The 17922-nt window shown below is 68.1% G+C and carries 18 protein-coding genes and 1 pseudogene; 11 read left to right on the forward strand and 8 right to left on the reverse strand.

Going from position 1 to position 17922, the window contains the following annotated elements; all coding sequences use genetic code 11:
* The first annotated feature begins 54 nt into the window (after positions 1–54).
* Positions 55–801: an acetoacetyl-CoA reductase gene (gene phbB, locus DFLDMN_RS20390; RefSeq protein WP_423199691.1), complete on the forward strand. Its 747-nt coding sequence runs from the start codon at positions 55–57 to the stop codon at positions 799–801.
* Positions 798–2534: a PHA/PHB synthase family protein gene (locus DFLDMN_RS20395; protein ID WP_423199692.1), complete on the forward strand. Its 1737-nt coding sequence runs from the start codon at positions 798–800 to the stop codon at positions 2532–2534. Before phbB ends, DFLDMN_RS20395 begins: the two co-directional genes overlap by 4 nt.
* A 62-nt stretch (positions 2535–2596) precedes the next feature.
* Here DFLDMN_RS20395 and DFLDMN_RS20400 read toward each other — a convergent pair.
* Positions 2597–3895 (reverse strand): annotated as a pseudogene (locus DFLDMN_RS20400) (hypothetical protein); the annotation flags it as partial.
* Positions 3896–4012: 117 nt separating this feature from the next.
* Here DFLDMN_RS20400 and DFLDMN_RS20405 point away from each other — a divergent pair.
* The 3 genes from DFLDMN_RS20405 to DFLDMN_RS20415 all read left to right on the forward strand — a co-directional run bounded on the left by DFLDMN_RS20405 (position 4013) and on the right by DFLDMN_RS20415 (position 6444).
* Positions 4013–4468: a universal stress protein gene (locus tag DFLDMN_RS20405; RefSeq protein ID WP_423199693.1), complete on the forward strand. Its 456-nt coding sequence runs from the start codon at positions 4013–4015 to the stop codon at positions 4466–4468.
* On the forward strand, positions 4465–5538 hold the full coding sequence (locus DFLDMN_RS20410) for an NAD(P)-dependent alcohol dehydrogenase (protein ID WP_423199694.1): 1074 nt from the start codon (positions 4465–4467) through the stop codon (positions 5536–5538). Before DFLDMN_RS20405 ends, DFLDMN_RS20410 begins: the two co-directional genes overlap by 4 nt.
* 69 nt (positions 5539–5607) lie before the next feature.
* Positions 5608–6444 (forward strand): universal stress protein, encoded by an 837-nt coding sequence (locus DFLDMN_RS20415; protein ID WP_423199695.1) that lies wholly within the window; start codon positions 5608–5610, stop codon positions 6442–6444.
* A gap of 98 nt (positions 6445–6542) precedes the next feature.
* On the opposite strand, the gene DFLDMN_RS20420 is transcribed toward DFLDMN_RS20415, so the two are convergent.
* Positions 6543–6842, reverse strand: a complete 300-nt coding sequence (locus tag DFLDMN_RS20420; RefSeq protein ID WP_423199696.1) for a hypothetical protein — start codon at positions 6840–6842, stop codon at positions 6543–6545.
* Between the two features lie 154 nt (positions 6843–6996).
* Between DFLDMN_RS20420 and DFLDMN_RS20425 the strand changes: the two genes are divergently transcribed.
* The 6 genes from DFLDMN_RS20425 to DFLDMN_RS20450 all read left to right on the forward strand — a co-directional run bounded on the left by DFLDMN_RS20425 (position 6997) and on the right by DFLDMN_RS20450 (position 11084).
* The gene (locus DFLDMN_RS20425; RefSeq protein ID WP_423199697.1) at positions 6997–7455 is read left to right on the forward strand and encodes a universal stress protein; all 459 of its coding nucleotides are present in this window, start codon (positions 6997–6999) and stop codon (positions 7453–7455) included.
* 122 nt (positions 7456–7577) lie between these two features.
* Positions 7578–7856, forward strand: coding sequence for a DUF1488 domain-containing protein (locus tag DFLDMN_RS20430; protein ID WP_423199698.1), 279 nt, complete (start codon positions 7578–7580; stop codon positions 7854–7856).
* A 16-nt stretch (positions 7857–7872) separates the two neighbouring features.
* Positions 7873–8382: a universal stress protein gene (locus tag DFLDMN_RS20435; RefSeq protein WP_423199699.1), complete on the forward strand. Its 510-nt coding sequence runs from the start codon at positions 7873–7875 to the stop codon at positions 8380–8382.
* A 125-nt stretch (positions 8383–8507) separates the two neighbouring features.
* On the forward strand, positions 8508–8972 hold the full coding sequence (locus DFLDMN_RS20440; protein WP_423199700.1) for a cyclic nucleotide-binding/CBS domain-containing protein: 465 nt from the start codon (positions 8508–8510) through the stop codon (positions 8970–8972).
* A 55-nt stretch (positions 8973–9027) separates the two neighbouring features.
* Positions 9028–9681 (forward strand): BON domain-containing protein, encoded by a 654-nt coding sequence (locus DFLDMN_RS20445; protein ID WP_423199701.1) that lies wholly within the window; start codon positions 9028–9030, stop codon positions 9679–9681.
* Positions 9682–9716: 35 nt separating this feature from the next.
* The gene (locus tag DFLDMN_RS20450) at positions 9717–11084 is read left to right on the forward strand and encodes an MBL fold metallo-hydrolase RNA specificity domain-containing protein (protein ID WP_423199702.1); all 1368 of its coding nucleotides are present in this window, start codon (positions 9717–9719) and stop codon (positions 11082–11084) included.
* A gap of 98 nt (positions 11085–11182) precedes the next feature.
* On the opposite strand, the gene DFLDMN_RS20455 is transcribed toward DFLDMN_RS20450, so the two are convergent.
* The 6 genes from DFLDMN_RS20455 to DFLDMN_RS20480 form a co-directional block, all read right to left on the reverse strand.
* Complete coding sequence (locus DFLDMN_RS20455; RefSeq protein ID WP_423199703.1) at positions 11183–12724, reverse strand: thymidine phosphorylase family protein; 1542 nt, start codon at positions 12722–12724, stop codon at positions 11183–11185.
* A 36-nt stretch (positions 12725–12760) separates the two neighbouring features.
* Entirely contained in the window at positions 12761–13315 is a 555-nt protein-coding gene (locus DFLDMN_RS20460) for a hypothetical protein (protein WP_423199704.1), read from the reverse strand.
* An 89-nt stretch (positions 13316–13404) separates the two neighbouring features.
* Entirely contained in the window at positions 13405–15294 is a 1890-nt protein-coding gene (gene ftsH, locus DFLDMN_RS20465; RefSeq protein WP_423199705.1) for an ATP-dependent zinc metalloprotease FtsH, read from the reverse strand.
* Between the two features lie 100 nt (positions 15295–15394).
* Positions 15395–15907 (reverse strand): lecithin retinol acyltransferase family protein, encoded by a 513-nt coding sequence (locus DFLDMN_RS20470; protein WP_423199706.1) that lies wholly within the window; start codon positions 15905–15907, stop codon positions 15395–15397.
* A gap of 533 nt (positions 15908–16440) precedes the next feature.
* Entirely contained in the window at positions 16441–17262 is an 822-nt protein-coding gene (locus DFLDMN_RS20475) for a universal stress protein (RefSeq protein ID WP_423199707.1), read from the reverse strand.
* Between the two features lie 6 nt (positions 17263–17268).
* Positions 17269–17913 carry a BON domain-containing protein gene (locus tag DFLDMN_RS20480; protein WP_423199708.1) on the reverse strand — a complete coding sequence of 215 codons (645 nt, stop codon included), beginning with the start codon at positions 17911–17913 and terminating at the stop codon, positions 17269–17271.
* Positions 17914–17922 lie beyond the last annotated feature (9 nt).

The raw sequence follows: 17922 nt of genomic DNA on the forward strand, positions 1-17922 counted from the left end.
CCCGGGCCCTGGCGCGCCCGCTGCTTGCGCCGCACACACTGAAGGAGGTCGACCATGGGTTCAGGACGAATTGCGCTGGTAACGGGCGGTATGGGGGGCTTGGGCGAAGCGATCGCGACGCGTCTGCACGACGATGGCTTTCGTGTGGCCGTGACCCATTCGCTCCACAACGATCATGTGGCATCGTGGCTGGCCGCGCAGCGTACGGCGGGGCGGGAATTTGCCACATATCCCGTCGATGTGGCCGACTTCGACGCCTGCCAGCAATGCGCCACGCGCGTGCTGGCGGAGGTTGGCCCGGTGTCGGTGCTGATCAACAATGCCGGCATCACGCGGGACGCGCAGTTGCGCAAGATGCGGCGCGAGGACTGGGACGCCGTGATCGGTACCAACCTCGACTCGGTGTTCAACATGACGCGGCCGCTGTGCGAGCGCATGGCGGGCCTGGGCTGGGGACGCATTATCAACATCTCTTCCGTCAACGGCTCGCGCGGTGCGTTCGGCCAGGCCAACTACGCCGCGGCAAAGGCCGGCATGCACGGCTTCACCAAGGCCCTCGCGCTGGAGATGGCCGCGCGCGGGGTGACCGTCAATACCGTCTCGCCCGGCTATCTGGATACGAGCATGGTGCGCGCGGTGCCGGCCGAGATTCTGGAGCAGAAGATCCTGCCGCAGATTCCGGTGGGCAGGCTGGGCCGGCCAGCCGAAGTGGCCGCGCTGATTTCCTTCCTTTGTTCCGATGAGGCAGACTTCGTGACCGGCGCGAACCTGGCCATCAACGGTGGGCAGCACATGCAATGAAACGCGATCTTCTCCCCGCAGCCTGTCCCGAGGTCGCGCCGCTCGACGCGCATGCCGCGTGGGACAAGGACATTCGTGCCGCGCTCGCCACCGCGACCGGCGGTATCTCGATTGCCTCGCTCTCGCTGGCGTGGCTCGACTGGAGCATGCACCTGGCGGTCTCGCCGGGGCGATGCCTGCAGGCGGGCGAGCAATGGCTGGCGGCCACGCTGGCCGATGCCGCCACGCCGCAGTTTGCCGGGCGCGCGCCCGTGGCGGGCGATCCGCGTTTTGCGGGCGCCGCGTGGCAGCGCTGGCCCTGGTGTACCTGGCGCGACGCCTTCCTGCGCCAGGAAGCTGCCTGGGAGACCATCACGAGCGAACTCGACGGAGTGTCGCCGCATCACCTGCGCCTGACCGCATTCTGCGCGCGCCAGTGGCTCGACCTCGCTTCGCCGAGCAATCTATGGTGGATGAATCCGGCCGCGCTGGAGGCTGCGGCGGCTACCTTCGGCGGGAATTTCGTGCAAGGTGCGAGCCACTGGCTCGAGGATATGCAGGACCTGGCCGCGCGCTGGTGGCACCTGCCCACGCAGGAGCTCCATCCGGCCTTCAGCGTGGGCCGCGATGTCGCCATCACGCCCGGCAAGGTGGTGTTCCGCAATGCGCGCCTCGAACTGATCCAGTATGCGCCCACTACCGATACCGTCGCCGCGGAGCCGCTGCTGGTGGTGCCGTCGTGGATCATGAAGTACTACATCCTGGACCTGCAGCCGGTCGATTCCCTGGTGCGCCATGCGGTAGCGGCCGGCCATACGGTGTTCATGGTCTCGTGGAAGAACCCGGGCAAAGAGGCGCGCGACGTGGGTCTCAACGACTACCTGCGCGATGGTCTGCTGGAGGCCCTGCGGGTGGTGCGCGAACGCTGCGGCGGCGCGCGCGTGCATGCGGCGGGTTACTGCCTTGGCGGTACCTTGCTGACCATCGCCGCCGCCTGGCTGGCGCGCGAGCATGAGGACGCGCTGCGCAGCGTGACGCTGTTTGCCACCGGCACCGACTTCGAGCTGCCGGGCGAACTGGGTCTGTTTATCGACGACAGCGCGCTGTCCACGCTCGATGCGCTGATGCGGCACCAGGGCTATCTGGACGGTCCGCAAATGACCCTGGCCTTCCAGATGCTGCATGCGCGCGATCTGGTGTGGTCGCGCAATCTCGGCGAATACCTGCTCGGCCGCCGTGCCCGACCCAATGACCTGATCGCCTGGAACCGCGATACCACGCGGCTGCCATACCGCCTGCATGCCGACACGCTGCGCTCGCTGTTCCTGCGCAACGACCTCGCGGAAGGGCGCTATTGCGTGGGCGGCGAGCCGGTGGCGCTGACCGATATCGCGGCGCCGATCTTCATGGTGGGCACCGAGCACGACCACGTTACGCCGTGGCGTTCGGCGTACAAGCTGCATCTGCTTACGCGCGGCGAGCTGACGTTCGTGCTGACGTCGGGCGGACACAACGCCGGCATCGTGGCTGAACCGGGGCACCCGAATCGCCGCTATCGCGTGGCAAGCCGTGCGCCCGGGCAGCGCTATCGGGACCCCGATCGTTTTCTTGCCGAAGCCGCGCGTCACGAGGGCTCGTGGTGGCCGTGCTGGTTCGAGTGGCTGGCGGCGCGCGATAGCGGGCGCGTGCCGGCACGCGATCCGGCCCCGGGGGCGCTTGTCGACGCACCCGGTACGTACGTGCTGGAGTCCTGAGCGGCACGAGGAGCGGTGCGCGCGGTGCCGCCCTGAGGGGCGGGCTGGGCACGCGCCAGCCAGGCCTGGATGGCCGGCCACACCTGGACGCGCCAGCGCTCGCCGCCGAGCAGATCGTAGTGCGCGCAGTCCGGGAACGTCAGGCTGGCATGGTGCGCAGCCGGCAAGCCGGTGCATAGCGCGTGCGCGGCGTGCGTCTGCCCGGCACCGGTCACGCTGTCGCGTCCGCCTTCCACCGTGAGCAGCCGCATCGTGCGCAGCACGCGGGGACGCACCGCTTCGCCCGCCACCTTCCAGCGGCCGCGCGGCAACTGGAACGCGCGGAACACTACCCGCAGGGTATCGGCAACGAACTCCGCTGGCAGGTCGAGCATCGCCCCATAGTGGACCGCTACCGCATGCAGGGCGCCGGGGGCGTGGGCGGGCCTGCACCACAGCGCCGTCGCCAGTTCGGAGGCCAGCACCACATGATGGCCGGCGGCCTCGCCACTCAGGGCCGCGGCCTGCAGAAAGCCGGGGTAGACCATGCGGCCCGCGCCCGCGTAGCCGGCCGGCACCGGACCAGTCCAGCGCCTGCGAAACGCCGCCGGGGTCATGGCCGCGGCCATCCGGTCGATGCGGGTGGGATGGATGCGCGCGTCGATGGGCCCCGCGATTAGCGCCAACGTCGCCGGTTCCGCCATGCCTTGCGCGGCCAGCCGGGCGCAAGCCCCCAAGGCAGGTACCGCGGCCTGGCACACCGCGATCACGTCGAGGCCTGCCGTACCGAGCATGGTCATGAAGCCGGCCAGCGTCAGTACGTTGCGATCGAACGAGAACGGTCCGGCGGAGACCGGAATATCGCGGGCATCGATCCAGTCGGTGACATAGACGTCGCCGTCCTCGAGCAAGGTCTCGATCATGCCGCGCAACTGCAGCGCGCGATGGCCGGCCAGCGGCGCGCACAGCAGCCGGCGCGCGGGCCCGGGCGTGGCGGCGCGAAATGCCACCAGGCGGCAGAACGGTGTGGCCGCCACGGTGTGCTCGCTGACCGGCTGCAGTTTGCCGTCACGCCGGCAGGTGTCGATGCCAAAGCCAAGCGTGCGAAACGGTGCGGTCGCGGCCTGATGCCATGCATAGCACTGCGCGAAGGCGGACACCAGCGAACCCGCCGCAAGTGAGGCGGGAGACGAAGGCGAGTCGGAAGCCGGGGCCATGGCTGCAAGCGGGGGAGGCGTGCACGGGTGGGGACACTGGCGAGCATAGGATGCCTGCGCGCATTTTCCTTGCGGCAACGCAACGCACATGGGGAATGACGCCCGGCACCGAAGGGCTCGGGACGTATCCGTTGCGCGGACATCGCACAACCGCCCCTCCGCCATTGACCTGCGTCAAAAGGGCGGCGCCAGCGCTTTCTAGACTGTATATCAGGCGTCCCCTGCAAGGTGCATGCGGACGCGCGAGAAAACGGACAGGAGCTTGTTATGCCAGGGGTTGGATTGCGAAATGTTGTATTGGCCACGGACGGCTCGGTGTACGCCGAGGCAGCGGCACGCTGCGTTGCCGCGAAATCGTTGCTGCGCGACGACTTCAAGGTACATGTCGTGCATTGCATGCCCGAACTGAGCGGCGAAGTCAGGCGCCTGGTGGGACGCGAGTCCATTGCGGACTGGATCGCCGACGAAGGCGAGCGCGCCATGCATGCGACGGTGGCCATTCTGGAGGACGCGCATATTCCGGTGGAAAAGCATGTGCTGGTGGGATTTGCGCCCGAACGCATCGTCGCCCTGGCCAGGGACCTGCAGGCGGCGGCGATCGTGCTTGGCACGCACGGCCGCGGCGCCTTCCTTGACGCGGTGATCGGTTCGGTGGCGGGACGCGTACTGGCGCACGCGCCGTGCCCGGTGCTGCTGGTCAAGGGCCCGCCGGTCGCACAGGCAAGGAGTACGTCATGAGCACCATGCAGGCTGCCGTATTTGTCGCGCCGGGCCGGATCGAGCTGCGCGAGAAGCCGATTCCGGACGTGGGCCCCAACGATGCGTTGCTGCGCATCACCACCACCACCATCTGCGGCACCGATGTCCATATCCTCAAGGGCGAGTATCCGGTGCAGTCGGGGCTGACCATCGGCCACGAACCGGTAGGCGTGATCGAGAAGCTCGGCAGCAGCGTGCGCGGTTACGCGGAAGGGCAGCGTGTGATTGCCGGGGCGATCTGCCCCGGTTTTCATTCGTATGCCTGCCAGGACGGCTGGCCGGCACAGGACGGTGGATGCACGGCACATGGCTACAAGCCCGCCGGCGGCTGGCGCTTTGGCAATACCATCGACGGCGCGCAGGCGCAGTACCTGCTGGTGCCGGACGCCCAGGCCAACCTCGCGCCGGTGCCCGACGCACTGACCGACGAGCAGGTGCTGATGTGCCCCGACATCATGTCCACGGGCTTCGCGGGTGCCGAGCACGCCGATATCCGCATCGGCGATACCGTCGCCGTCTTCGCGCAGGGCCCGATCGGCCTGTGCGCGACGGCCGGCGCACGGCTGCGCGGGGCCGCCATGGTGATCGCGGTCGATGGCATCGCGGGCCGGCTCGCGGTGTCGCGCCAGCTTGGCGCCGATGTCACACTCGATTTTCACCAGACCGATGTGGTGGCCGAGATCCTGCGCCTGACGGGGGGCCGTGGCGTGGACGCGGCCATCGAGGCGCTCGGCACGCAGGGCACCTTCGAGGCCGCGCTGCGCGTGCTGCGCCCCGGCGGCACCCTGTCCAGTCTGGGCGTTTATTCGCAGGACCTGCGGATTCCGCTCGATGCGTTCGTGGCGGGTCTTGGCGATCATCGTATCGTCACCTCGCTGTGTCCCGGCGGCAAGGCGCGCATGCGCCGGCTCATGTCCATGATCGAGGGCGGGCGCGTCGACCTGGGGCCTCTGGTCACGCACCGGTATCCGCTGGGCCGCATCGTGGATGCCTACGAACTCTTCGCACAACAGCGCGACGGCGTGCTCAAGGTGGCGATCACGCCATGACTCCCTGACACCTTGGTGTCATGACACCGTTGGCGCCCGCCTGGCACACAGTCTTTACCGGAGGCCTTCATGCTTGCCTACCCCAACATCTTCGTTTATGTGGATGCCAGCACGCGCTCGATGACGCGCGTGGCATTGGCCGCGCGCATCGCATCCGCCCAGCAATGCCGCATGGTCGGCGTATGCGCGACCTATACGCCCCAACCCTGGTTCTATCGCATGCATCACGCGGCCGAGTGCGTGCAGGAAGATCGCGACCGGCGCCAGCGCGAGCACGAAAGGATGCGCCAGCGCTTTGAATCCGCCATCTGGGAGCGCTCGGTCACGGCCGAGTGGCGCATGCTGGAAGGCGAGCCGGTGGCCAACATGCTCAAGGAAGTCCGCGAAGCCGGGTTGCTGGTGATGGGCCAGACCGACGAGAACGATAACGACAGCTTTGTGGCGCCGCAATTCCTGGAATCGATGATGCTCGAGGCGGGTCGCCCACTGCTGGTGGTGCCCTATGCGGGCGAGTTTCACAGCATCGGTACGCGCGTGCTGCTGGCGTGGGATGGCGGCCGCGAATGCGCGCGTGCGCTGCACGATGCCTTGCCGCTGCTGGCCGGCAGTCGCGTGCACCTGCTGCACGCCAACTCCGCCATGCGCAGCCTGCGCGTGGACGCGACGCCAGCCGCGCACGCGGTGCGGCTGCTGCGCGATGTGGGTGCGGAGGTCGAGACCGAGTACGTGCCCGCCGCCAACGACCTCGCCATCGGCGAGATGATCCTGTCACGCGCGGCCGATACCGGCGCGGACCTGATCGTGATGGGGGCGTACGGACATAGCCGCTTCCGCGAGATCACGCTGGGTGGGGTCACGCGCACCATCCTGTCGTCGATGACGGTGCCGGTACTGCTCGGACACTAAGGGCACCAGGACGGCACCAGGAGCGCGCCGGGCCGGCGCGAACGGGGCATCAACAGGGCACCGAGCCCGTCACGGAAAACGGTGAGCATGCCGGGGCATCACGCCCGCGGCTGCGCCGGTGTATCGCCGTGGAAGGCGCGCAGCATCTTTCTGCCGGCCGGCGTGATCTGGATGCGCATATGGCCGATGGCGGACCCACTCTCGTCGTGCTCGATCAGCTTGCGGCTGGCCAATGCGGTGATGTCGCCGGGATTGAGATACGCGTGTGATGTGGGCGCATCCAGGATGAGCAAGGCTGCGATTTCATGCGCGCTCAGCATGATGGTTGTCTCCTCTGTCAGGCACGGATCGGGCAGGGCCTCTGCCTTGCACAATAGGAAAAATACGACGCCAGTCAAAGGTCGGTCAAAGGCCGTCTGCCCACCGCTTGCGTTCGATCAAATCAGCGGCGTCACATATGCATGCGCTGGATCAAGGTGAGGTGGTGGCCGCCACCTACGCTGAACCAGGGACCGCAATCGCGCGCTCCCGCGATCCCGGGGGAGGCACGACATGTTCGGCAAGATTCTGGTGGCGCTCGATGGCAGCCACTGTGCGCGCAACGCCCTCCGCACGGCGATTGACCTCGCGCTCGTTCACGGCTCGCATGTCGACGCCGTGTATGTGGTGGACGACAGCGAGCCGCTTCTCGATGTGGCGTTCATCCGTCGCGACGACCTGCTGCGCAGCATCGCGGACTACGGCCGCGGGGTCCTCGCCGAGGCGAGTCACATGCTCGATCGCAAGGGGGTTGCGCATGACACGCTGCTGATTCGAACGCCAATCCGCAAGGGAGAGATCGGTCCCACGCTGGTGGACCAGGCGGAGCGCAGCCATGCCGACCTCATCGTGATGGGCACGCATGGCCGCCGCAGCTTCTACCGGCTCTTCATGGGCAGCGTGAGCCAGGCCGTGGTGTCTGCCAGCCGGGTACCGGTGCTGCTGGTGCACGATGCGGACGGCAATCGGTAGCGGGCCGACGCCGGCCTTGCCGACCGCGCCGCCACGGTTGACACATGTCAATGCGCGGCCGGCACTGGCGCCTACGCTGAGTGAAACGCGACGCAATCTCGCCCGCACCGTTTGCACAAGTCATGAAACAGATCGAATTCCCGGACGGCGTGCCGTCCTATTGCCCGGCCGGGCCGAGCCTCCAGTGCGAAGCCAGGGTCGATGGCGCGCCGGCCTGCTACGACATTACCGCGGAAGCGCTCGAGGACCATTTCGGCGCGCGCTCGTACCGCTACGAGGACCTGTCGGAGGCGTATGTCCATCATCGCGATGCCATCCAGGCGATGGCGCGCAGCCTCTTCGAGATGACCGGTGCCCGCAATATCGTGCTCCACAGCGGGCATTTCAGGTTTCAGGCTTAAGGGAGGAGTGGCGGCCATGTACCGACATGTTCTGGTGGCAATCGACGAAAGCCAATGCGCGCGCCGCGCGCTCGACGAGGCGATCCAGCTCGCGCTCTGTTGCGAGGCGCGGCTGGAGATTCTCCACGTCATCAACTATGCGTACCTGCAATACGAGACCGGCTACGGCCTGCGCGCGGATATCAGCCCGGCGCTGGTCGAAGCCGGCAAGGACCTGTTGCGGGACGCCGCCGGCGTGGCGGAGAAGGCCGGTGTGCGCCACGTCGAGACGCTGATCGACGAAATCCTCAGCATGGGCGACGTGGCCGGGCTGGTGGAGAAATACGTGCGGACGTCGGGCGCCGATGTGGTGGTGGTCGGCACGCATGGCCGGCACGGCCTCAAGCGCGTCCTGCTGGGCAGCGTGGCGGAAACGCTCGCGCGCCACAGCACGGTGCCGGTACTGCTGGTGCGCGAGGTGCCGCAGCAAGCGGCTGCCGCGGCGGCAACGGCTGCCTCGCCCGGTGCGGGGGCCAGCCCGGCCTGAGGGAGGCTCGCGCGCGCCGGCAGCGCGGCACGCGTGGTCCATTTTCCCCCGCAGGCCCGCACCGAGTTCATCCCGTTCTCTAGACACCGCTCTATACACACCTCTCGCGATCACAGGAGTGAATCATGAATATCCAGGAAATCTGTTCGCACGATGCCGTGCATATTCCGTCGGACCGCAGCCTGCAGGAGGCCGCTGTGCAGATGCGCGACAAGCATGTGGGCAGCCTCGTCGTCACCGAGCACACCGATGCCGGCGAGCGCGTGGTGGGCATTCTGACCGACCGCGACATCGTGCTGGCTGGGGACGCGATGGGGGCGGACCCGTGTCAGGCCCGTGTGATCGACGCGATGACGCCGGGGCTGGTCACGGTGCGCGGCCAGGCGACGATCCAGGATGCGATGCAACTGATGCTCTCGCATGGCGTGCGCCGGCTTGGCGTGCTCGATGGCGAAGCATTGACCGGTGTGGTCTCGCTTGACGACCTGCTGGGCGCGATCGCCTCCGACTGGAGCATGCTGGCCGCGCTGGTGCGCAATGAACAGCAGCGCGAGCGCACGGGGCAAGTGCAAGCGCCGCTGCGCATGTAATGCGGCGCCGGCGCGTGCCGGCCCCGGTTTCGACGATGATGGCATGGAGACAGGCATGAAAGACGATACGCAGCTCAGGCAGAGTGTCCTGGAGGAGCTGGAATGGGAACCCACGGTCGATGCCTCCGGTGTCGGCGTGCAGGTGAGCGATGGGGTGGTGACGTTGACCGGCCACCTGGCGAGCTTCGCCGAGAAGAACGCGGCGGAAGACGCGGTGCGGCGCATCCCCGGCGTCAAGGCGCTGGCGGTGGAGATCGACGTGCGGCTGCCCGCCGATGCCGAACGTACCGATGGCGATATCGCGCGGGCGGCGGCCAACGTCCTGGCATGGAATACCTTTGTGCCGGTCGAGCGCGTGCAGGTGACCGTGGAGCATGGCGTGGTGCGGCTGACGGGCACCGTCGACTGGAACTACCAGCGCATGGCCGCGGAGCGTGCGGTGGCGTCGTTGCTGGGCGTGAAGAGCGTGATCAACGCCATCGGCATCCGGCCCCAGGCGAGCCGCGAGGACCTCGGCACGCGCATCAAGGCCGCGATCGAGCGCCAGGCGGTGGACGATGCCGCGCAGGTCACGGTGTCCGTCGCCGGTGGCGCCGTGGTCCTGGGCGGCAGCCTGCGCACGTGGGCCGAGCGCGAGGCGGCGATGAACGCGGCCTGGTCGGCGCCGGGAGTGAGCTCGGTGGTCAACAATATCCGCGTGAATCTCTGACGCATACGTGAGCGGCATCTACCGGGAGGACCGTCATGAAACTGCAGTGTCTCGGCGCGACCGACACCGTTACCGGATCGAAGTTCGTCGTCGACACCGGCCATGCGCGGATCATGGTCGACTGCGGCCAGTTCCAGGGGTTCAAGAACCTGCGGCTGCGCAACTGGGATGTGCTGCCGGTGGACCCGGCCACCCTCGATGCGGTAGTGCTGACGCACGCGCATATCGACCATAGCGGCTACCTGCCGGTGCTGGTACGCAACGGTTTTCGCGGGCCGGTGTTCTGCACGCCCGGCACGGTGCAGTTATGCAATGTGCTGTTGCCCGACAGCGCCGCGCTGGCGGAAGAGGACGCCGTCTACGCCAACCGCAAGGGCTTTTCGCGCCATCATCCGGCACTGCCGCTGTTTACCGCCGGGGATGCGACGCACGCCCTGCGGCGCATGGAGATGGTTCCGTTTGCCACGCGGCACGTGGTGGCGCGCGGGGTCGAGGCCGAGTTCCGCCACGCCGGGCATATCATCGGCGCCGCCAGCGTTACGTTGCATGTGGGTGGACGGCGCCTGGTGTTCTCGGGCGATCTGGGGCGCCAGGTCGATCCGGTCATGCGCGCCCCCGAGTTGCTGTCGGAGGCCGACTGGCTGGTGGTCGAATCGACCTACGGCGATCGCCGTCATCCGTCCACCGATCCGGTCGACACGCTGGGCGCGATCGTCGACCGCACCATCGGGCGCGGCGGCACGCTGGTCATTCCGACCTTTGCGGTGGGACGCGCACAGTCGCTGCTGTACTGCCTGTACCGCTTGCGGCAGCTGGGGCGCCTGCCCGATGTCCCGGTCTACCTGAACAGCCCGATGGCGATCCAGGCCACACGCATCTTTGCCTTGCACCCGGAGGAACTGCGCATCGACAGCGCGACGTGTGCCGCGGCATGCGAAATGGCCCGGCCCGTGCAGAGCATGGAGGACTCCGTGCGCCTCAATCAGGACGACCGTCCCAAGATCATCCTGGCCGGCAGCGGCATGGCTACCGGTGGACGGGTCGTGCATCACCTCGAACGTTTCGGCCCGGATCCGCGCAACACGATTCTGCTGTCCGGCTTCCAGGCCGGTGGCACGCGTGGTGCCACGCTCGCTGCCGGCGGGCGCATGATCCGGCTGCACGGCAAGGACATTCCGATCCACGCCGATGTCGACCATATCGAGAACCTGTCGGCGCATGCCGATGTGGATGAGCTGATGACCTGGCTCGGGGGCTTTCGGCAGGCCCCGCACCGGACCTTTATCGTGCATGGCGAGCCGCAGGCCAGCGACGCGTTGCGCCAGCGCATCGAACGCGAGCTTGGCTGGCCTGTCACGATGCCTGAGTATCGCGAGTCCTATACGCTCGACGGGGCGGCCTGAACCGGGCCGCTCCGTCCGCCGGGCGCCGCTGCCCTCTATGCGCGCCCGATCCGCACCCGATCCGCGCCCTCAATCCGGCCTCAATCCCCAGCCCGCCTTCAATCCCCAGCCCACCCATGTTCGCCCGGCGTGGTTGCGGTCCCGTCATCGAGGGTGATGGGTGCGAGGGTGATGGCCGGATTCGCCATCGCATACGCATAGGCATAGTCGAGTTCCCCGGAGGCCTGCGCATGGATGGTGAAGAGCGGCTGCCCGGCCTCGACGCGGTCGTGCAGTCTTGTCTGCATGGCGATGCCCGCCACCTGATGGGTCGGGGCGCCAGCGAGCTTTGCCGTGCGTGCCAGCAGCCGGTTGTCGATCGCGGTCACCATGCCGGCGCGCGCGGCGACGACGTCCCTGCGGAACAGCGCAGTGCCGGGCAACGTCAATCCGCCCTGCGCCTCGCAGATGGCCTGGAACCTGCTCCACGCCGCGCCGCTGTCCAGCAGCGCCGCGGCCATCGCCGCACCTTGCCCGGCCGCGGCCGTGCCGCAGAATTCGAGCAGGGCCGCGGCCAGCTGCAATGCACGCGCGCGCAGGTCTGCCGGTGCGTCGGGTTCGCGCCGCAGTACCGCGAGCACATCGTGCGCCTCGAGCGCGGGCCCGATGCCGCGGCCCACCGGCTGGCTGCCATCGGTGCGCACCAGCATGACGCGCAGGCCGAAGGCGGCCGCCACACGCTGGATGCACGCTTCCAGGTGCTGCAGATGGTCTTCGTCGCGAACCTTGGCGGTGGGGCCCACCGGCACGTCGATCAGCACATGGGTGGCACCGGCCGCCACCTTCTTCGACAGGATCGAGGCCACCAGCTGGGCGTCGCTGTCAAGGTCCAGCGCGCGCTCCACGCGGATCAGGATGTCGTCGGCGGGGCTCAGGTTCAGCGCGCCACCCCAGACCATGGCGGCGCCGGTCTGCTCCACCACCTGCCGGAGTTCGGTGCTGTCGAGCGTGACGCGCGTGAGGGTTTCCATCGTATCGGCCGTGCCCGCCGGAGAGGTGATCGCGCGCGATGAGGTCTTGGGCATGAGGAGCCCGGCTGCCGCCGCGATGGCGACCACGACAGGCGTGGTGCGATTGCCGGGCAGACCGCCCACGCAGTGCTTGTCGGCGACGACGGGGACGGGCCAGTGCAATTGCTCGCCGGTCCGCAGCATGGCCCGGGTCAGCCCGACGATCTCCGGCTCGCTCATGCGGTTGCCCGCGCAGGCGGTCAGGAACGCGGCGATCTGCATGTCCGTGTAGCGCTCGCCGGCCACGTCGGCGATGATGTCGCCGATCTGGGCCGCGTCGAGGCGCCGGCCATGGATCTTGGCGCGTACGGCGCGCAGGGACGCGAGCGTGGGAGCGTGGGTCACCGTCACATGGTCGCCGGCGCGCGCCGCCAGTTCGAGCGCGGCGCTGGTCGATAACGCGGCTTCATGGGTGCGCAGCAGCGGTGCCCCGGCCAGGTTCAGGGTGGCGATCAGCTGGCGCTCGCCAATCCGCACCTGCACGCGCGCCTGCGCGGCGAAGCCCTCTGCCCGGCATACCGGGCAGTCCGGATGCAGGTAGATGACATGCTCGTGCCAGGTATCGATGCCCAGCGGCTTGTAGGTCAGCATGTTGGCCGCGCGTCGTCGGCGGGAGGTGGGGCGCGCTCACTTGTCCCGGGCACCGCGGCACCTGCTGCCGCCCGCGCAGTACCGCCATGCGTCTTCCATGTCGTTGATGGGAAAGCCGATGGAAAGATCCTGCGCCTTGCGGCCCACCGTGACGGCACGTTCCTGCACGTTGCCCTGGTAGGCCGTTGCCAGCAGATAGCGGCCCGGCGGCATCTTGAGGTAAAGCAGTGGCCCTTCCGTGGTGAGCACCAGCAGCCGTTGGCTCTTGTCGTTGAGCACGACCACCCGCACGTCCGCCAGCGAGGCACCGGTGGCACGGTCTTCGAACCGTACCCGCACGTTGAAGCGCGGGGCCAGCGCGCGCATGCGCGCCACGTCGTCGAGGCCGACGCCGCCTGAAACGTAGGTGATGCCGGACGCTTCCCGGATGCGGGGCGGCGCGGCGCCCTCGTCGGCATTGGGCGACTGGGCATGGGCCACGGTGAGCGCGACCGGCGCGATCGACAGGGATAGCGCAAGCAGGGTCAGCGCGATGGTCTGGCGAAGCGAGGTGAGAGACATGGGGATGAGAGACATGGGGATGAGAGACATGGTATGCGTCCTCCGACAATGTGGGGCAGGTTCTGCCTGACGGCGATGGCGCTGCCGCCCGATGAATGGCTACGATGGCGCCGCGGCCCTTACGACAACACCGGCTCCGCGGCCGGCTGCGTGGCGTCCGTGTGCAGGAACGCGTCGAGTGCGGCGCGGTCGAGCACCTCCTTCTCCAGCAGCAGCGTGGCCAGTCCGTCCAGGCGCGCGCGCTCGGCCAGCAGCGTCTGGCGTACGCGTTCCGCGGCTTGCGCCAGCGTGACGCGGATTTCGTCGTCGATGGCGCGCGCGGTCCATTCGCTGTACTCGCGCTCGCCGCGCGCGCTGGCCGCGCCGCCGGGCAGGAAGGGCCCGGGCGCCCGTTCATAGCACGGCAGTCCCAGCGACTGGCTCATGCCGTATTGCGTGATCATCTGCCGCGCCATGTCGGTGGCGCGCTGCAGGTCGTTCTCGGCGCCGGTGGAAACATCGCCAAACACGATCTGCTCGGCCATCCGTCCGCCCAGCAGTACGTCGATGCGATCGAGCAGCTCGCTGCGGCGGAGCAGATAGCGGTCTTCCGCCGGCGTCTGCTGCGTATAGCCGAGCCCGGCGATGCCGCGCGGAATGATGGAAACCCGCGCCACCGGGTCCGCATGCTTGCGATGTTCCGCCACCAGCGTGTGCCCGGCCTCGTGATAGGCCACGGTCTGCCGTTCCAGCGGAATCATGATCCGGTTGCGCTTCTCCAGTCCCCCGATGATGCGGTCCAGCGCCTGATCGAAGGCCTCCATGTCGACCATGTCCTTGTGATGGCGCGCCGCCAGCAGCGTGGCTTCGTTGACCAGGTTGGCCAGGTCCGCCCCGGCAAAGCCGGGCGTGCGCGCGGCCAGCGCGTGCAGATCGACGGCCGCTGCCAGGCGGACCTTGCGCACATGCACACGCAGGATCTGCTCGCGGCCCTTGAGGTCGGGCCGATCGAGCACGACATGGCGGTCGAACCTGCCGGGCCGCAGCAACGCCGCGTCGAGGATTTCGGGCCGGTTGGTGGCGGCCATGAGGATGACCCCCTTGTTGGGATCGAACCCGTCCATCTCCACCAGCAACTGGTTGAGCGTCTGTTCGCGCTCATCCTGTCCACCGGCCAGGTTGAGGCTGCGGGTCTTGCCGAGTGCATCGAGCTCGTCGATAAAGATGATGCAGGGCGCGTTCTGTTCCGCCTGGGCAAACAGGTCGCGTACGCGCGCCGCGCCCACACCGACGAACAGCTCCACGAACTCGGAACCGCTCATGCTGAAGAACGGCACGCCCGCTTCGCCCGCGACCGCGCGCGCCAACAGCGTCTTGCCGGTGCCCGGCGCGCCAAGCAGCAGCACGCCCTTGGGAATCTTGCCTCCCAGGCGTTGATAGCGTTCCGGCGTGCGCAGAAAGTCGACCACTTCCATCAGTTCGGCACGCGCTTCGTCGATGCCGGCGACATCGGCGAAGGTGACGCCGGTCTGCTTCTGCAAGTAGACGCGCGCCTTGCTCTTGCCGATTTCGGTCAGGCCGCTCATGGTCCCTCCCATGCGACGCGCGAGCACGAGCCACAGCACGAACACCATGAGCGCCGGCGCGACCCACGACAGCAGCGTGCCCAGCCAGCGGCTGTCGGGCTGGCCGGCGTATCGCACATGGGCGGCATCGAGGTCCGTCACGAGACCCGCGTCGGCAATGCGCACGGTCGCGAACTGACGCGCGCCGCCGGCGGCTCCGTGCTGCAGCGCCTTGGCACGCTCTGCGGACAGCACCTGGTCGAGTCCGGCGGTGTCCAGCATGCCGGCAATCGAGCTCTCTCCGAGCGTGATATCGCGCAGCTTGCCCGCCTTGAGCAACGTCTTGAATTCGCTGTAGGCCAGCGTGTCGATCGTGAGCGATGCCACGTAGTACTGCAACGCCAGCATCACCAGTACTGCGAGCGCGAGGTAGCCGAGCGAGTAGCTGCGGTTGGAGACATTCATGCTGCCTATCCTCAATGGCGTTGCCGCTCCGGAGGGCGCGCGGTCGCGCCCGGGTATCTTGCCAATGTAGTCGCCATGGGCGCTGGCACGTTGCGTTTGGTCAAGCTTCCATGGGTCGGGCCAGTGCCGCGAGCGCGTGTATCTGGTGGCGCGCGAAGCCGGCCAGTGCCCCGGCCAGCAGGCTGCCGAGCACGTGCGCCGCGCGCCAGGGACGACGCGGCAGCGCGCGCACCTGCTCGCTGTAGCTGTCGTCGAACAGGCACCAGGTGCAGAAATGCTCGCAGTTGTTCGACAGCAGGCGATACCTGTCTTCGCCGAGCCGCGACAGGGCGCGCGTTACCACCTCGTCGCCGCGATAGCGTGCCTGCGGCGCCGGCCTGACCTCGAAGCCGTGGCTGCCGGCGAACGCCGCGAGCGTGGTGCGCTCGACCGGCCCGCGCGTCAACCAGCCCTTGAAGCCGGCGTAGTGCACAACGTTGCCGTCGCCGGCATAGATGCCATGGTGGACATAACCGCGTCGCGCCGTGACCAGATGCATGCCTGGACGCAGTGTCCGTGCGTACCGGATCAGATCGCCGCAACTGTGCTGGCCGTCCTTGCTGTCGTACGTCATGGCTGCCTCCGGTTGCTGAGCGATGCGGCCTCCGCCATCGCGGGCGGTACGTCTGAAGTATCGGCGGCGCGGCTGCCTCGCGACATCATCCATTGCTGCGAAAGCTGTCCGGCGCTTGCCATGGCGCGTGTCCGGATGACGCGGCCACACCGGACCGGCATTGGCCACGCGATGTCAGGAACGCCTTACAGGTGCGCGGAGCGCTGGAGACATGCCGTACGCGCGGTGAGGGCGCCACGCATTGACGGCACCCATGTTGGGACCCATAACGGCACCCATGGGTGGCATGCCGGATGGACGCGGTACGACGGAAGCAGGGGAGCGGTGATGACACACGCCGGCAGGTGTGCCGTGGCAAGCGGGGGACCGTAGCGAAGCTGGCGGGCGCGGGGAAACGCCGATGGTGCGCTGATGGTGCGCTGATGGTGCTATGACGGCGCCGCGAGCGGCACCCGCGCGTGAGCGCTCGCGGCAAAGGCGCGTGCACCGGAGCGCGTGTGGGCGTGGCAGGCCACGCCCGGTGCCGCACGGGCTTACGCGCCTGTCTGATGCAGCGCGGTGGCCGGCGGCACGCCGGCAATCGCCATATCGGCCCGCACCAGCATGACCGGTACCGTGCCTTGCCGCACCAGGCTTTCCGCTACGCTGCCCAGCACCGCGCGCGACAACCCGCTGATGCCATGCGTGCCGGCGATCACGAGGTCCGGAGCGGTTTCGCGGATATGGTCGAGCAGCCGGCCGGTGACGTCCCCGAGCGTGGCGGTATCGTTGATGAGTCGTTCGGTATGGCGAACGCCGGCCTGCTCGGCGCGCTGGGAGGCCTTGTCGAGCAGTGCCATGCCCGCGGCAGTGCGTTCGCGCCGCGCTTCCAGCAGGTCGTTTGCGCTCTGCTCGTACTTGAGGAAGCCGTAGTCGATCACGTGGACGATTTCGAGTTGCGCCCCGTTGAGGGCGGCTTCCCGAATGGCCACGTCGAGCGCGCGTGCGGCGCAGTGGCTGTTGTCGATCGGGATCATGATTCTGCGGGACATCGCGTTCTCCTGTGGGTAAAGACAAGCCGCGTGCGCCATGCCGCGGATGCGCATCAAGATGTCGTCATGGCCAAACCATGACGCACGCACGGCAATACACGCGCGGTCGAATGCGTCGCGGTCGAAGCCCAGCACGCGCACGCGCCCGGTCCAGCGCGCGCGGCATTGCCGATGCTGGTCGATGAATGCCTGGCGCAGGCCGGGCTCCATCGGAAAAAGGCCCTGGGACAGAGGGAATACCGGTGCGTGCAGATACAGGTCGAACCAGAACATGCGGGCGCGGGCCAGCAAGGCTTCGGGCGCGGCAGCCGTCTCTGCGGGCATGACCGATCAACCCACGCGCAGGCGGTTGATGACTTCCGACACACCCGGTGCCGACCATGCCGCACCGACCGCGGCACGCCGTTCGGCGAGCGAATCGACCGTGCCTTCCAGGGTGACCACCCCGGCCGACGCCTTGACGGAAATATGGTGGGCCTCGCGCTGCGCGTGCCGCCGCAGGGCGCTTTCGATCTTGCCCTCGACTTCCTCCGGGACGAGCTTCGGTATCACGCGGATCTCGTTATGCACGCCGCGGACGCCGCGCAGATGGCTGACCACGCTCTCGGCGCTGCGCCGCTGGAAACCCCATTGCACGTCGCCGCGCAAGGTGACGCGGCCGTTTTCCACTTCCAGTTGCAGCGCGTCGGCCGGCACATGCACATACCACTGCAGCGCGGCACGGGCCGCGAGGGCAATCTGCTCATCCTTCTGCGCGGTGTCCTCGCGAACTTCCATCTTGATCACGACGCCCTTGACCCCGCTGACGCGTTCGGCCGCGCGCTCGGCGGCCAGCTTTTCCGCGTAGGAGCCAACGTGGCCGGAAAGGGTCACGATGCCGTGCCTGACCTCGGTGTCGATGGCGGTGGAGGTGATGCGCGGGTCCCAGTTCAGTTCGTCGCGGACCAGGGTCTTCAGTTCGTCGTCGGTTCTCATGGCTGTCTC

The organism is Cupriavidus sp. H19C3 (genome assembly GCF_049393815.1).
Taxonomy (GTDB): domain Bacteria; phylum Pseudomonadota; class Gammaproteobacteria; order Burkholderiales; family Burkholderiaceae; genus Cupriavidus.

Bases quoted from the DNA above. Each gene is read 5' to 3' on its own strand.
- phbB (WP_423199691.1), top strand. From the start codon at position 55: ATGGGTTCAGGACGAATTGCGCTGGTAACGGGCGGTATGGGGGGCTTG.
- DFLDMN_RS20455 (WP_423199703.1), bottom strand. From the start codon at position 12,724: ATGCTGACCTACAAGCCGCTGGGCATCGATACCTGGCACGAGCATGTC.
- DFLDMN_RS20425 (WP_423199697.1), top strand. From the start codon at position 6,997: ATGTTCGGCAAGATTCTGGTGGCGCTCGATGGCAGCCACTGTGCGCGC.
- DFLDMN_RS20460 (WP_423199704.1), bottom strand. From the start codon at position 13,315: ATGTCTCTCATCCCCATGTCTCTCATCCCCATGTCTCTCACCTCGCTT.
- DFLDMN_RS20440 (WP_423199700.1), top strand. From the start codon at position 8,508: ATGAATATCCAGGAAATCTGTTCGCACGATGCCGTGCATATTCCGTCG.
- DFLDMN_RS20445 (WP_423199701.1), top strand. From the start codon at position 9,028: ATGAAAGACGATACGCAGCTCAGGCAGAGTGTCCTGGAGGAGCTGGAA.
- DFLDMN_RS20435 (WP_423199699.1), top strand. From the start codon at position 7,873: ATGTACCGACATGTTCTGGTGGCAATCGACGAAAGCCAATGCGCGCGC.
- DFLDMN_RS20395 (WP_423199692.1), top strand. From the start codon at position 798: ATGAAACGCGATCTTCTCCCCGCAGCCTGTCCCGAGGTCGCGCCGCTC.
- ftsH (WP_423199705.1), bottom strand. From the start codon at position 15,294: ATGAATGTCTCCAACCGCAGCTACTCGCTCGGCTACCTCGCGCTCGCA.
- DFLDMN_RS20480 (WP_423199708.1), bottom strand. From the start codon at position 17,913: ATGAGAACCGACGACGAACTGAAGACCCTGGTCCGCGACGAACTGAAC.
- DFLDMN_RS20450 (WP_423199702.1), top strand. From the start codon at position 9,717: ATGAAACTGCAGTGTCTCGGCGCGACCGACACCGTTACCGGATCGAAG.
- DFLDMN_RS20475 (WP_423199707.1), bottom strand. From the start codon at position 17,262: ATGCCCGCAGAGACGGCTGCCGCGCCCGAAGCCTTGCTGGCCCGCGCC.
- DFLDMN_RS20410 (WP_423199694.1), top strand. From the start codon at position 4,465: ATGAGCACCATGCAGGCTGCCGTATTTGTCGCGCCGGGCCGGATCGAG.
- DFLDMN_RS20470 (WP_423199706.1), bottom strand. From the start codon at position 15,907: ATGACGTACGACAGCAAGGACGGCCAGCACAGTTGCGGCGATCTGATC.
- DFLDMN_RS20430 (WP_423199698.1), top strand. From the start codon at position 7,578: ATGAAACAGATCGAATTCCCGGACGGCGTGCCGTCCTATTGCCCGGCC.
- DFLDMN_RS20415 (WP_423199695.1), top strand. From the start codon at position 5,608: ATGCTTGCCTACCCCAACATCTTCGTTTATGTGGATGCCAGCACGCGC.